At 48.2% G+C, this 13,876-nt stretch carries 13 protein-coding genes; 10 read left to right on the top strand and 3 right to left on the bottom strand.

Annotated features, from left to right (window positions below):
• Positions 1-89 precede the first annotated feature (89 nt).
• The 3 genes from H6F66_RS25980 (at position 90) to H6F66_RS25970 (ending at position 1,474) form a co-directional block, all read left to right on the top strand.
• The gene (locus H6F66_RS25980; protein WP_190427802.1) at positions 90-440 is read left to right on the top strand and encodes a metalloregulator ArsR/SmtB family transcription factor; all 351 of its coding nucleotides are present in this window, start codon (positions 90-92) and stop codon (positions 438-440) included.
• The gene (locus H6F66_RS25975; protein WP_190427800.1) at positions 424-945 is read left to right on the top strand and encodes an SRPBCC domain-containing protein; all 522 of its coding nucleotides are present in this window, start codon (positions 424-426) and stop codon (positions 943-945) included. The genes H6F66_RS25980 and H6F66_RS25975 overlap by 17 nt, the downstream gene beginning before the upstream one ends.
• A gap of 121 nt (positions 946-1,066) precedes the next feature.
• Positions 1,067-1,474 (top strand): VOC family protein, encoded by a 408-nt coding sequence (locus tag H6F66_RS25970; protein WP_190427791.1) that lies wholly within the window; start codon positions 1,067-1,069, stop codon positions 1,472-1,474.
• 23 nt (positions 1,475-1,497) lie between these two features.
• Here H6F66_RS25970 and H6F66_RS25965 read toward each other — a convergent pair whose 3' ends face one another.
• A complete protein-coding gene (locus tag H6F66_RS25965) occupies positions 1,498-1,923 on the bottom strand; it encodes a sodium-independent anion transporter (protein WP_347269431.1) in 426 nt (141 codons plus the stop codon).
• Between the two features lie 303 nt (positions 1,924-2,226).
• Between H6F66_RS25965 and H6F66_RS25960 the strand changes: the two genes are divergently transcribed.
• Together H6F66_RS25960 and H6F66_RS25955 are read left to right on the top strand one after the other, a co-directional pair.
• On the top strand, positions 2,227-4,626 hold the full coding sequence (locus H6F66_RS25960; protein WP_190427789.1) for an MASE1 domain-containing protein: 2,400 nt from the start codon (positions 2,227-2,229) through the stop codon (positions 4,624-4,626).
• A 59-nt stretch (positions 4,627-4,685) separates the two neighbouring features.
• Complete coding sequence (locus H6F66_RS25955) at positions 4,686-6,002, top strand: response regulator (RefSeq protein ID WP_190427786.1); 1,317 nt, start codon at positions 4,686-4,688, stop codon at positions 6,000-6,002.
• Positions 6,003-6,211: 209 nt separating this feature from the next.
• Here H6F66_RS25955 and H6F66_RS25950 read toward each other — a convergent pair whose 3' ends face one another.
• On the bottom strand, positions 6,212-6,823 hold the full coding sequence (locus H6F66_RS25950; RefSeq protein ID WP_190427783.1) for a TetR/AcrR family transcriptional regulator: 612 nt from the start codon (positions 6,821-6,823) through the stop codon (positions 6,212-6,214).
• Between the two features lie 167 nt (positions 6,824-6,990).
• Between H6F66_RS25950 and H6F66_RS25945 the strand changes: the two genes are divergently transcribed.
• The 4 genes from H6F66_RS25945 to H6F66_RS25930 are packed head-to-tail and all read left to right on the top strand — an operon-like array spanning position 6,991 to position 10,236.
• Positions 6,991-8,187, top strand: a complete 1,197-nt coding sequence (locus H6F66_RS25945; protein WP_190427780.1) for an ABC exporter membrane fusion protein — start codon at positions 6,991-6,993, stop codon at positions 8,185-8,187.
• The gene (gene devC / locus H6F66_RS25940) at positions 8,184-9,356 is read left to right on the top strand and encodes an ABC transporter permease DevC (protein WP_190427777.1); all 1,173 of its coding nucleotides are present in this window, start codon (positions 8,184-8,186) and stop codon (positions 9,354-9,356) included. The genes H6F66_RS25945 and devC overlap by 4 nt, the downstream gene beginning before the upstream one ends.
• A 6-nt stretch (positions 9,357-9,362) precedes the next feature.
• Entirely contained in the window at positions 9,363-10,073 is a 711-nt protein-coding gene (locus H6F66_RS25935; RefSeq protein ID WP_190427773.1) for a DevA family ABC transporter ATP-binding protein, read from the top strand.
• Between the two features lie 7 nt (positions 10,074-10,080).
• Positions 10,081-10,236: a hypothetical protein gene (locus tag H6F66_RS25930; protein ID WP_190427769.1), complete on the top strand. Its 156-nt coding sequence runs from the start codon at positions 10,081-10,083 to the stop codon at positions 10,234-10,236.
• Positions 10,237-10,262: 26 nt separating this feature from the next.
• Here H6F66_RS25930 and H6F66_RS25925 read toward each other — a convergent pair whose 3' ends face one another.
• Positions 10,263-11,420: a WD40 repeat domain-containing protein gene (locus tag H6F66_RS25925; protein ID WP_190427767.1), complete on the bottom strand. Its 1,158-nt coding sequence runs from the start codon at positions 11,418-11,420 to the stop codon at positions 10,263-10,265.
• 470 nt (positions 11,421-11,890) lie between these two features.
• On the opposite strand from H6F66_RS25925, the gene H6F66_RS25920 reads away from it, so the two are divergent.
• Entirely contained in the window at positions 11,891-13,771 is a 1,881-nt protein-coding gene (locus tag H6F66_RS25920) for an ABC transporter ATP-binding protein (protein ID WP_199313355.1), read from the top strand.
• Positions 13,772-13,876 lie beyond the last annotated feature (105 nt).

Here is a 13,876-nt window from a genome sequence, read left to right as displayed (position 1 = left end):
ACGCAGCAAGCGATCGCTTAAATCAGCACTTGACATTCTTGGATAGTTTATTTAGCCTTGTAGTTAATTAACTTGGTGGTTAAATAAAAGTGTCTTCCGATCAACTGAGCGTCACCTTTGCCGCCCTTGCTGATCCCACCCGGCGTGCAATCCTAGCTCACCTCGCCAAGGGTGAGGCATCGGTGACTGAGTTAGCAGAACCCTTTGAGATGAGCCTTCCTGCCATTTCCAAGCATCTCAAGGTGCTGGAACGTGCTGGACTGATCACGCGGGGTCGGGAGGCTCAATGGCGACCCTGCCAGATCAAAGCGGAACCACTTAAGGACGCAATGGATTGGATCGAGCAATATCGCCAATTCTGGGAAGAGAGACTTGATCGGCTGGATGATTACCTGCACGAGTTACAAACCCAGGAGAAACAAGATGACCAACAAAAATGATTCCACCGATGCTCAGAGCGAGGGTCTACGACCGACCTCCGGTCAACGCGAGATCGTCATCACCCGCGTCTTCAACGCACCCCGTGAACTGGTGTTCAAGGCGTGGACTGACCCGAAACACGTAGCGCAGTGGTGGGGGCCGAAAGGCTTCACGACCAAGGTGATTGAGCTGGATCTGCGTCCAGGCGGTAAATCGCGCTACGTTATGATTGGCCCAGACGGCACAGAGTACCCGGTTAAAGGTGTCTTCCGCGAAATTGTGCCTCTTGAACGGATTGTTACCAGTGATGAATTTGATGAAGGCTTTGAGAAGGTCGTGAACGCCGATCTGCCAAAGGGGATCGTGATGACAGCGCTTTTCGAGGATTTGGACGGCAAGACCAAGCTCACACTCCGCATTGTGCATGAGTCTGCCGAAGACCGCCGGAAGCATGAGGAGATGGGGGTTATTGGAGGGTGGAACTCCAGCTTTGACTGTCTTGATGAGTTTTTGGTGACGGCTTGAGTCTCCCTTGCCACGCATGAGACGGTCAACTGGTGGTCTTTTGTGAAACGACTCAAGCGGAACATTAGCATCGCCTTGCCGATACTTCCATATATGCAATGAACTCTCAAAAGGAGAAAACATGGCTACTAAAATTTTCGTAAATCTGCCTGTAAAAGACCTCAATCAGTCTGTCGAGTTTTTTACAAAACTTGGCTTCAGTTTTAATGCCCAATTTACTGATGAAACGGCGACTTGCATGATTGTCAGCGATGACATATTCGTGATGCTCTTGACTCATGACAAGTTTAAAACGTTTACTCCGAAAGAAATTTGTGATGCAACCAAAAGCACAGAAGTGCTGGTTTGCTTATCTTCTGACAGCCGAGAACAAGTCGATGAAATGGTTCGCAAGGCAGTCGCCGCTGGTGGATCAACCTACAATGAACCACAAGACCACGGTTTTATGTACGGACATGGGTTTCAAGATTTAGATAGCCACATTTGGGAACTTGTCTACATGGAACCTAGTGCAATAAATCAAGGTTGAAAATGGAATCAGAGGAATGCTATTCAAGGGTCGATCGTTGTGGTAGTCAAAGGAATTTCGGGTTGAACGCTCGCTAACGCAGATTGCAACGCCTGGAAGCGGGTTTCAATTTGGTAAATTTGTGGCGATCGCATGGAATCAGTTTGTCCATTTAAGCTGTTGGCTGCTGCGGAAAATCGTTGTAATTTAAGTTTCTCGATGCGCCGCTGAACTTGCCCGGGTGTGACGACAATCCATACATGACGTTGCCGTTTTACTGCATCCTCGACCATTGTTTCGATCGCTAAGGCAGCCGTAACCCCAATCGATGGCACTTCGCTCAGATCCAACACCAAGGCTTGATAGTCTTTAACGATTGCCATCCGTTGAGAGATAATCTTGGCGGCTCCAAAGCTCAAGGGGCCGCCCAATTGGAATAGCAAAATGTCTCCCCCAGCCTGGGTTAAGATATCTTTCTCGGCAGGAGTCAGGTTCTGAGATTGAGTCGGGTCGGTAATGGCTTGGACGCGATCGCGTCCAACATCCGCGCAAACTTATCAATAAATTAAGAGGGCAGGACTCCTCGGCAAGCTTAGTAAGTTTCAAAATGATCTGAAACGCAGGAGTCCTTGCCTTAGCCCCAATTGAGATTTCTGTGGCTTAACCTATCTCAATCTCACCTGCTGTTAAATTCAAATTCAATTTGGGAACTATAAGGGTAGCAGCCTTTCTAGAGATTGGCTGCTCTTATGGTATGTGCGCGGAGACCGGAAATGCAGCCGATGGCAATAAAGCAGAAATTCCCAGTTAAACTCGACCGCACTTTCTTGATAGCAGCACTGGTAATTCCGGCTGTTCACCTCTATTTAGGATACGTAGGATTATCCACGACATTTGTCAATGGTGCCTCCGTATTTTGGCCTTCACTCGGTGTCTTTTTGGCAGCGATGCTAATACTGGGCTATCGCGTCTGGCCAATTTTATTTGTGAGTGATTTCATAGTTAGTCATATTCTTTTTTTCCCAAACAATCTTTTAATCAGTCTGATTATTCCTGCTGTCAACCTGCTCACTCCATTCAGCGGGACTTTTTTAATTAATCGCTTCATCAAACGCCACAATTTTTTAGAGCGATCGCAAGACGTTTTTAAATTTATCATCCTGACCATCCCCACCCCTCTGCTCAGTTCTCTCCTAGCCGCCGTCACGCTTTGCACAAGTGGGATTGCTCCCTGGACAGCCTTTGCAGAAGTGTTTCGTACCTGGTTGGCATCAGATAGCACGGGCATTTTGGTCGTTACACCCCTATTGCTGGCATGGTGGCAAAAATCTGAACATCCCAGAAACTTTAACAAGCAAGAAATTATAGAGTTTGTATTTGTATTAGTCTGGGTAATCGCGCTCGACCATATAGCTTTTTCGGGAGGATATCCAATCGAATACATGGTAATTCCCCCGCTGATTTGGTCGGCGTTTCGGTTTGAAGCGCGGATATCAACGCTACTCGTGCTAATTGTGTCAGCGATCGCAGTTTTTGGAACCGTTCGCGGTTTCGGCTCGTTTGCCAAACAAGCCTCGCCCAACGAATCGCTCATCTTGCTGCAATCGTTTATTTGCGTCATTGCGATCATCACCTTTGTCATCTCTGCGGTGACGAGTGAAAACCGCAAGGCAGAAAGAAAACTCCGGCAAGCGAATGATGAATTGGAGCAACGAGTTGAAGAACGGACGACTGAACTCAATGAGGCGAAAAATTCTGCCGAAGTTGCCAACCAAGCTAAAAGTGAATTTCTTGCCAACATGAGTCACGAACTCCGCACCCCTCTCAACGGTGTCCTGGGGTATGCTCAAGTTCTTTCTGCTGCCCCCAACCTTACCGAACAGCAACAACACGGCATCGACATCATCTATAATTGCGGCTCTCATTTGCTAACGCTGATCGAAGACGTACTCGATCTCTCCAAAATCGAAGCCCGGAAGATGGAACTGCATCTGAGTGATTTACATCTACCTGCCTTCCTGCAAGGAGTCGAGGAAATTTGCCGCATTCGCGCCGACCAAAAAGGCATTCAGTTCATTTATCAGCCACCCGATAATCTGCCCACAGCGATCGCCACCGACGAGAAACGCTTGCGACAAGTGCTGCTGAACCTTTTGGGCAATGCTATCAAATTCACCGACTCCGGTAGCGTCACATTCCGAGTCGAGGTGATTGAAAGTTCGCTGCAACCATCCTTCGCTCGATTTCGCTTTGCTGTTGAAGACACTGGCATTGGGATGTTACCAGCACAACTAGAGCAAATTTTCCTCCCCTTCGAGCAGGTTGGCGATACCAAGCGACAAGCGGAGGGGACTGGATTGGGACTTGCGATCACCAAAAAAATTGTCGAGATGATGGGAGGGGATATCCACGTTAAGAGCTTACCGAACGTCGGGAGTACGTTTGAGTTTGAGATTGAGTGTGCTTTAGCAACGAACTGGATAGTAACCAACACAGTTACTAAAGCAGGACGAATTGCTGGTTATACAGGCGATCGCAAAAGCATTTTGATTGTGGACGATCGATGGGAAAATCGCTCGGTCATGGTTAACTTGCTCCAACCGTTGGGATTCACCGTCATTGAAGCCTGCAATGGGCGGGAAGGGTTGGACAAGGCGCATCAAGTTCAACCAGATTTGATTATTACTGACCTGATCATGCCTACCATGAACGGTTGGGATTTTCTGGCGCTTCTGCGCCAGTCAGAAACGTTGAAGGATGTGCCAGTCGTTGTGTCATCGGCAAGCGTGTATGATGCCGATCGGCGTAAAAGCCTTGCAGCAGGCGGCAACGATTTTCTAACTAAACCCGTGCAAGTCGAGGAATTATATCGCCTCTTGGCAAAACATCTGCAACTGGACTGGATCTATGCCGAGGCAAAACCTGTTGAACCAGCGATCGCAACGCGCTTGGCAAACGCAACCCCAACGGAACTCGCTGTGCCACCCCTATCTGAACTGTCGAGCCTATTGGAATGTGCCAAGCGAGGACAAATCAAAGGTATCCAACAAGAACTGGAACGACTTGCCCAGCTAGATGAAAGCTATCAGCCGTTTGTCAATAAATTAAGTTTGTTAGTCAAAGAATTTAATATTCGGAAAATTCGCCAATTTCTTCAGGAAAAGGTGGGGTAATTTTCCCCTATTGCCCATCTATAAATACACCAGATTTCGACCGCAGGAGCAATTAAACCATGTTATTTAATGCCAGTCATGAAGTTATTTTAGTAATTGACGATAACCCAACCAATCTAGAATTACTGCATAATGCTTTGGGTTCGTGTGGCTATGAAGTTTTGGTAGAGATGGATGGTTTTAGTGGAATTGAGCAAGCCAAGAGCTATCCGCCAGACTTGATTTTGTTGGATGTCCAGATGCCAGGAATTGATGGATTTGAAACCTGCCGTAAATTGCAGTTCGATCCGTCTACAAAAAACATTCCAGTCATCTTCATGACGGCGCTGACTGATACCACAGACAAGGTGAAAGGGTTACATTTAGGGGCAGTAGACTATATTACAAAACCGTTTCGCCAAGAAGAAGCGCTTGCCCGGATTCAAACCCACTTAAAAATTCGACGTTTGAGCTTGGAACTTGAACAACAAAAACAAGAACTTGAGCAAGTTGTTCAAAAACGCACGTCTGAATTAACATTCGCGCTCCAAGAATTAAAAAAAACGCAATTGCAATTAATTCAAAATGAAAAACTGTCTACGATTGGTCAGTTAGTTTCTGGCATCGCTCATGAAATTAATAATCCAGTTGGTTGTATTACTGGCAATCTAGAGCAAGCTACTCTTGCTGTTAAAGATGCAGTCGATTACATACGTCTTTATCAAACCAATTTTCCTAATCCTGGCATAGAAATTGAACAAAAAGCGGAAGAGATTGACATTGAATTTCTTCTAGAGGATTTACCTAAAATGTTCGTATCTATGCAGACAGGAATCGAGCGAATTCGCAACATTAGTACATCACTCAGAACATTCTCGCGTGCTGATGTAGATTGCAAGGTATCAGTTAACATCCATGAGGGACTTGAAAGTACCCTGATGATTTTGCAACATCGTTTGAAAGCTCAGGATTATCGTCCGGCAATTCAAGTAATCAAAAAATACGCTGAAATTCCTAAAGTCGAGTGTTATTTAGGACAACTCAATCAGGTATTTATGAATATTTTGGCAAATGCGATCGACGCCTTGGAAGAAGCGAACCTGGGGCGCAGCTATGAAGCGATTAAAGCAAGTCCCAACCAAATTATCGTTGAAACCGAAATGAAGAATGAACAGCAGGTTGCAATCCGAATTATAGATAATGGCATGGGGATGACGAAAGATGTTAAACAACGTATCTTTGACCATCTATTCACGACTAAACCCGTTGGAAAAGGAACAGGTTTAGGACTGACGATCGCTCATCAAATTATCGTTGAAAAGCACGGAGGAACCATCGAAGTAAATTCTGAATGGGGAGGAGGTACAGAGTTTGCGATCGCGCTTCCGATTGTGTAATCTAGCCTCTAGAGTTAGATTAGATGAATCAATACCTCAATCAGATATGGTTTTGCTATTGTTTTCAGAGATGACGCTCTTAAATTTGTTCCCGGTATATTAGAAAGTTTGGAGCTGTTTAAATCTTTCAAACAGAAGATCATCAACTGTTCGGGATGTGGTAACAAAGAAGTACAAACCGTTGCTAAGGTTTTCAACCCCACTTAAGCCTAGGCTTCCTTGAGGAGATGCATCAGGCTATCGATCAAGCGATCGCTCTCCATCGGCAGAATATCCTGACCGTGAAGCATTTTCTGTACCAGCATGAAATGAACTAATGCACCTAACAAAATGCGTGCGGTTGCTTCGGGATCGGCAATCTTTAAGTTCGGACACGATGCTAGATACTGGCTTAAGGTTTCAACGCCCGGTTTTACCAGCGTCCGAACAAAGATTTGCGCCAGTTCGGGAAAGCGCCCAGACTCACCAATAATTAGCCGCAACAGGGCAATTTCTTCACTATCGCAAATGATCTCATTTAATGCCTTCGTTAATAGCTGCCGCAGCACCACGGAACCATCTCCTTCCAACGGCAGCAAACGTTGGATGATGGAAAACTTTCTGCGAGCAAACTGTTGGATGAGGGCAGCGAACAGTCCTTCTTTATCTTGAAAGTAACTGTAAACCGTTGCTTTGGATACGCCAGCCGTCTTCGCCACCCGATCCATGCTCGTAGCGGCATAGCCATGCACCAGAAACTCTTGCATTGCGCCTGTCAATATCTGTTCGGCTTTTTCTCCCAACCCATCCTGCTTCGTTTCCGTCATCTTCATCCGTCTCATTCATTCCTGACCTGAGTGCCACAGTCATTCTAGAGGTATTCGCTTTCTAGGAGTTCTAGAGAATTTTCCGGACTCCCTTGACGTTATTGTACTAGACCGTTTAGTTTAGTTGTATGAAAACTAAACCGTTTAGTTTAGTCACCTCATAGAACTGGGGAATCTGACAGATGATGCAAGAAGTAGCAGCAGGTAATCCATCCTCTAAACGTCTTTCTCGACCACTGACTCTGGTGGCGATCGCTGCAACGCTGGCAACAGGAGGAGTGATGGCATATAGCGTTTCCCAAGGGCGTATCCAGCAATCCAGTACCACCCCATCCACAGTTATTAGTACGCCCCAAATCAAAACTGTGACGGCGTTGGGACGGCTTGAGCCAGAGGGTGAAGCGATCGCGCTTTCTGCACCCACATCTGCTGAAGGGAATCGAGTGGATCAACTGTTAGTCAAGGAAGGCGATCGCGTTCGCAAAGGACAAGCGATCGCCATACTCAACAGTCGCGATCGCCTCCAAGCATCTGTGATGCAGGCACAAGAACAGGTGCGAGTTGCCCAAGCCAAACTCGATCAGGTGCGTGCAGGAGCAAAGACAGGCGAAATCCAGGCGCAACGCTCCCAGATAGCCCAACTGGAAGCGGAACGGGTTGGGGACTTGAACACGCAAGCCGCTACCGTTGCCCGTCTAGAAGCGGAAGTCCAAAATGCACAGGTGGAGTATCAGCGTTACGCATCGCTTTACCAAAACGGAGCAGTTTCGGCATCCCAGCGCGATAGTAAGCGACTAGCATTTACAACTGCCCAAAAGCAACTCCAAGAAGCGCAAGCCGCCCGCGATCGCACTCAGAATTCTCGCCAACAGCAACTAAATGAAGCCCGCGCCACCTTGGATCGAATTGCAGAGGTGCGTCCAGTTGACGTGCAGGTAGCCCAAGCTGATGTCAGACAAGCCCTAGCAGCCGTTGAGCAAGCCAAGGCAAACTTAGAGCAGGCATCCGTGCGATCGCCTCAGGATGGTCAAATCCTCAAAATCTACACCCGTCCAGGCGAACTAATTAGCAACGATGGGATTGCCGAAATTGGGCGAACGCAGCAGATGTTTGCGATCGCAGAAGTTTATCAGAGTGACATCAAGAACATCCGTCCAGGGCAAACGGCGCAGGTGAGTAGTGACTCCATCGACAGCGAACTTATCGGTACTGTCGAACAGGTTGGCTACAAAGTGCTGCGCCAAGACATTGTGAATAGCGATCCGTCCGCCAATATTGATGGGCGGATTGTGGAAGTCAAAATCCGTTTGGATGCAGACTCCAGTGGCAAGGCTGCCCGACTAACGAATCAGCAAGTTAAGGTGGTCATTAAATTATGATTGGCTTCCAACAACTCCAACGCCGGACACCTTTAGGATGGTTGCAACTGAGTCATCAAAAAGGAAAACTGGTTGTAGCCTGTGCGGGTGTCGTGTTTGCAGATGTCTTGATGTTGATGCAGTTGGGGTTTCAAGGTGCGCTATTCAACAGTGCCGTTCTTGTCCACAATAGCGTTCGCGCCGATGTCGTTCTGATCAGCCCTCAAGCACGCAATCTAACCAATATGTCGTCCTTCCCGCGACGGCGTTTGTACCAGTCAATGGATATTCCGGGCGTTCAGTCTGCGGAAGCGCTCTACGCCAACATGGTGAACTGGAAGCATCCGACCACCCAGCGCGAAACCAGTATGCTGATGTTGGGATTTGACCCTAATAGCTCAGTCTTTGAGCAACCGGACATTAACCAACAATTAAACTCGATTAAGCTGCCTAACACGGTTTTGTTTGACAGCGGTAGCCGTGGAGACTACAAAGCAGCGATCGCGCAACTCGGACAAAACCAGCCACTGAAGACAGAAATTGAGCGCCATAGTGTTACCATTGCTGGCACAATTCGCATCGGATCTTCCTTTGGTGCAGACGGACACCTGATTACCAGCGACCAAAACTTTCTGCGGTTGTTTCCCCGCAGACAGGCAAGCAGCGTCAGTGTCGGCTTATTGCAACTGCAACCCGGAACCGATCCAGTGCAAACAGTACAAGCTTTGAAAGCACACTTGCCGAATGATGTTCAGGTTCTGACTCGGCAAGAATTTATCGAGTTTGAAAGAAGCTACTGGGCAAGGAATACACCGATTGGATTTATTTTTAACTTGGGCGTGACAATGGGCTTCATTGTTGGGGTCATTATTGTCTACCAAGTTCTCTCAACAGATGTGAACGCACACATGGGAGAATACGCCACTTTCAAGGCAATGGGCTATCGCAATCGCTACCTACTCATGGTGGTGTTTGAAGAAGCCGTTATCTTAGCAATCATCGGTTTTTTCCCTAGTGTTGTTATTTCCGCAGGACTGTACCGCCTGACTCGTAACGCGACGAATTTACCTCTCTACATGACTCTGGCACGAGGGATTTTCGTGCTGATGTTGACGATGGTGATGTGTACCTTGTCTGGAGCGATCGCTACCCGCAAATTGCAATCCGCTGACCCGGCTGATATGTTTTAGGTTTATATGATGTCTCCTCAACCTGTCATCTCTATTTGCAACCTCGATCACTACTTTGGTCAAGGTCAACTCCGCAAACAAGTTTTATTTGACATTAGTTTAGAAATCAATGCTGGTGAGATTATCATCATGACTGGCCCCTCCGGTTCCGGCAAAACCACGCTACTAACTTTAGTTGGTGGATTGCGATCTGCCCAATCGGGTAGTCTCAAGGTGTTAGGACAAGAACTCTGTGGTGCAAATCCGACAGCACTGGTACAAGCGCGACGGCACAATGGTTATATCTTTCAGGCGCACAACTTGCACGGTAGCTTAACAGCACTCCAGAATGTCAAGATGGGCTTAGAGTTGCACAAGAATATTTCTTTGCACCAGATGCGCCAGCGCTCAGCCGAAATGCTAGAACAAGTAGGATTGGGAAATCGGATCAATTACTATCCCGCCGATCTGTCGGGTGGACAAAAGCAACGGGTAGCGATCGCCCGCGCCTTGGTAAGTCATCCTAAACTCATTCTTGCTGATGAACCGACTGCTGCTCTCGATAGCAAATCCGGTCGTGAAGTTGTTAGCCTAATGCAAACACTGGCAAAAGAACAAGGTTGCACCATTCTACTGGTTACTCATGACAACCGCATTTTGGATATTGCCGATCGCATTGTTCACATGGAAGATGGACACTTAATAAGTGATACTGCCAAGGTTGCAGCGGTCACTTAGAAATTATTTGTTACGATATTGGGCGATCGCCTTTACAGATGTCGTGCAACTGTCAGTCGGTTACATCTGCACGCCAGGGAACTTCCCTTTGTGCATCCACAATCTGGAGATTTGCATTTACGAACAAAGACACTGTTTTGATGAATTTCTCTTACGACGCTAACTTATCAAAATGCGATCGCCACTGCTTCAAAAAGACCCTCGCAAAACACTGATTCCAAGAGTGGACAAAACACCCCCAGAACCGATGGCAATCGTTTTGCCATCCGGGCTAAAGGCAATGCTGGTTGTGTATATGCGACCAACGTGTTGGTCGTTAATGGAAGGCTCAAACAGGGTTTTAAGTAACGTTCCAGTCCGCAAATTCCACAACTTGACTGAATGATCCCAAGCAGCCGTAACCAGCTTCTGCCCATCAGGGCTAATTGCAATGGAACCGGAAACTCCGGGTAATGTGTGGAGAAGCTGCTTTGTTCTCAGGTTCCATATCTTGATGGAATCTGCAACACTGACAAGAGTCTGCCCATCGGGAGCGATCGCAATGGAACTGATTGGGCTAGTATGTCCTTCGAGGGTACCCAGCAGTTTTCCTGTCTTGCTATCCCATAGCTTAATGCTGGTGTCCTTACTGGTATTTTGATCCACACTCTCTCCACCACCAGTTGCAAGCAGCTGACCGTTTGGGCTAAGGGCAATCGCTAGAATCGGCGTTGATTGGGGATTGATGGTCTGTAGGCGTTTGCCTGTTTTCAGGTTCCACACCAACACTTTCTTGTCATTACTGGCACTTACTAAAGTTTGCCCATCGGCACTAATTTCAAGGTGATTGACAGGTTGTGAATGACCGTTCAAGGTGCGGAGAAGTTTATTAGTTTTCAGGTTCCACACCTTAATCGTTTTGTTATTAGCCTGTGCTTTCTGGTCAACCGTCACCAAGGTTTGGGCATCGGGAGTAACCGCAACGACACCTGCGGCATATACTTTTTCATTAAGGGTACGCAGCAGCTTACCTGTCTTGAGGTTCCACAGCTTGATTGCCGTACCAGCGCTATGACTGACCAGGATTTGACTATTCTGATTGAAGGTCAGGAAAGTAACATCGTATTTATGTCCGCTTAAATCGTAGATTTGCTCAAAGTCTTTTTTGGAGTTAGAGGCTGTTGGCGTTGTTGAGCTGGTTTGGGTTGAGGATTGGGCTGTTGATGGGAGTTGAGCGATCGCTTCCAGCGCTGCGCTCCGCGCAATCGCGCCAGTGGCAATGGTTGCCATAACAGCCAGAGCGATCGCTTTTGGCGCTGCGCTACGCGCGATCGCGTTTTTCCAAGACAACTGGTCGAGATTTTTCATATAGATAGGTATGTAGCTCTAGTAGGACAACAACTCTATTACTAGCCGATACAATCCAATAAGACGGCAGTTGTATACGCGAATGTTTCTGTCATAACAGTTACAACAGCCCGACCTTAACAAAGTAATGTGCTGCACATCACCCAGTTGATTTACCTAAATGATTGATGCTTTTTTGAACTGGCAGGACTAGATTATGTAAGCTTCAATTACACCTTGCGGCGAACTAAAGTTCCGGCTGAAAGCTCAAACCCGTTTAACGGGTTGAAAGGGTCAAGTTGATAACTTTTAATTAACTTCTTACACCTAACTACAAAAATGTCCTGTTGATCAGGGGATATTACAGGAGTTCGAGCGAGGATTTTTGGACAGGAGTGAAAACTTAAAGTAGATTCCTGACCTCTCCAGTCCTCTGACATTATCCAATTGGTATTGGTGCATTGTCCTGCTTAGAGTCACCCAGCACATTCATGACTTTTCCACTCAAAGCACGTTTAAAACCCCATAAAAATTCACCAAAAATGGTGGTGCCGTCAATCAACCAACATTGGTTGGTGCGGATCGTCCTCCGGTCTATTTCCTACTTCCGCAAGGACTTCTGGCTGATCGTCACACTCTTGCTTCTGATCGGGGCATCGGTGCTTTTCAACCTTCTCAACGCTTGGCCTATGGCGATTCTAGTTGATACGGTTCTCTCACCGACCCCGAAACCTAACTGGGTTCATACGCTGTTTCTTGCCCCGTTCGGCGAAGGCAAGCTGAACCGAATTTTCGGAATGGCGTTCGTCGCGATGATCATCAGGATCATGAGCGATACCGTCTTCATGCTTCGTAAGATGTTGAACTACCGCATCCAGTACAACGGAACCTTGCGGGTTCGCACCGAATTATACGACAAAATGCAGGCGCTGAGTCTAGGCTGGCACGGTTCGCGATCGCAGGGTGATGCAATCTATCGGTTGAGCTATGACAGCCTCGGCCCCTGGGGGGTGATCGATACGCTGATCGGCTCCACCGCCGCCTCGGTGACGCTGACAGCGATGATTTGGATCATGCTGTCGCGCCATGTCCTTCTTACTGTGTTCGCACTTTCGTTCACGCCGCTTCTGTTACTCGCGAATTGGTACTTCGAGGAAAGGATTCGGCGTCGAGCCTTTGAGTCGAAGCAGACGGATGCGGTGATGACCTCAACCATGCAGCAAGCGATAGAGTTGATCGGACTGATTCAGTCTTTCCGCCGAGAAGCAACAGAGTCGCGGCGCTTCACGCGGGTGGTTGAGCGAAGCGTTGGTGCCTCTATGCGGCTTCATTGGCAAGAGAACCTCTATCCGCTCACGGTTCAGGTAGTCTTCGCTCTAGGAAGCGGGGTAATCTTCGGCTACGGCGGATACTTGGTCTATCGCGACCAGTTCTTGCGCCAGGTGCCGAACGGACTGACCCTCGGCGATCTGATCGTATTCCTGGCGTACCTCAATCAGTTCTGGGACCCAATCGGTTGGGTGTTGGGGTTCACGACCAAGATCCAGACGTTTGTAGCTTCATGCGATCGCGTCTTTACGGTCATTGACGAGCCGCCCACCATAGCGGACGAGCCTGATGCGCGATCGTTTCCCGTCCATCCCCGCACCCTAACCCTTGCCGATGTGAGCTTTGAGTACATCTCTGAGCGACCCGTGTTACGGGAGATCGATGCAACTATCGAACCGGGTCAGATGGTGGCGTTTTTGGGGCCTAGCGGCACGGGAAAAAGCACCCTGCTCAATCTCTTGCCGCGCTTCTACGACCCGACAGCGGGGAGCGTTCAACTCGATGGCTTCGACATCCGCACCCTTAAGGTTGCCGATGTCCGCAAACACATGGCACTGGTTACGCAAGGCAGCCCGCTTTTCCCTGGAACGATCGCGGAGAATATCGCCTACGGCTGCGCGGACGCGACCTTGCAGGAGATTCGGGAGGCGGCGGTGGAATCTGGGGCGGCTGAGTTCATCCTCGCCTTGCCGGAGCAGTACGATACTATTCTCAGTGAGGGCGGACAGAACCTATCGGGTGGACAGCGGCAGCGTTTAGCGATCGCGCGGGCGCTAGCTACTAAGGCTCCGATACTCATCCTCGACGAACCGACGAGTTCGCTAGATTTGAAGCACGAGCAATGGGTGATAGAAACCCTCCAGCGTCTGCGTCGCAAAAGAACCATTATCTTAGTGACGCACCGACTCGAAACCGCCGTAGACTGCGATCGCATTTTTGTGATGCAGGAGGGCGAGATTGTCGAGGAAGGCACTCATGACGAACTTCTGTCCCAACAAGGGCTCTACTTCCGAATGCTGGGCTACAAGCCATCCTCGACCTGACGGCCCTGGAAAATTGAAACACTTTAAGCTCATTCCCCGCCTGAAAGCCGGAGGATAAGCGGTAAAGCAGCCAATTCCAGATAACATCACCTGGATTTTGATCGG

It is taken from the genome of Trichocoleus sp. FACHB-6 (genome assembly GCF_014695815.1).
GTDB classification, from domain to species: domain Bacteria; phylum Cyanobacteriota; class Cyanobacteriia; order Cyanobacteriales; family FACHB-T130; genus Funiculus; species Funiculus sociatus.
This window is presented reverse-complemented; position numbering and strand designations above follow the sequence as displayed.

Coding starts and splice junctions, on each gene's coding strand:
- H6F66_RS25950 (WP_190427783.1), bottom strand. CDS start 6,823: ATGAGACGGATGAAGATGACGGAAACGAAGCAGGATGGGTTGGGAGAA.
- devC (WP_190427777.1), top strand. CDS start 8,184: ATGATTGGCTTCCAACAACTCCAACGCCGGACACCTTTAGGATGGTTG.
- H6F66_RS25935 (WP_190427773.1), top strand. CDS start 9,363: ATGATGTCTCCTCAACCTGTCATCTCTATTTGCAACCTCGATCACTAC.
- H6F66_RS25945 (WP_190427780.1), top strand. CDS start 6,991: ATGATGCAAGAAGTAGCAGCAGGTAATCCATCCTCTAAACGTCTTTCT.
- H6F66_RS25975 (WP_190427800.1), top strand. CDS start 424: ATGACCAACAAAAATGATTCCACCGATGCTCAGAGCGAGGGTCTACGA.
- H6F66_RS25955 (WP_190427786.1), top strand. CDS start 4,686: ATGTTATTTAATGCCAGTCATGAAGTTATTTTAGTAATTGACGATAAC.
- H6F66_RS25960 (WP_190427789.1), top strand. CDS start 2,227: ATGCAGCCGATGGCAATAAAGCAGAAATTCCCAGTTAAACTCGACCGC.
- H6F66_RS25925 (WP_190427767.1), bottom strand. CDS start 11,420: ATGAAAAATCTCGACCAGTTGTCTTGGAAAAACGCGATCGCGCGTAGC.
- H6F66_RS25970 (WP_190427791.1), top strand. CDS start 1,067: ATGGCTACTAAAATTTTCGTAAATCTGCCTGTAAAAGACCTCAATCAG.
- H6F66_RS25920 (WP_199313355.1), top strand. CDS start 11,891: ATGACTTTTCCACTCAAAGCACGTTTAAAACCCCATAAAAATTCACCA.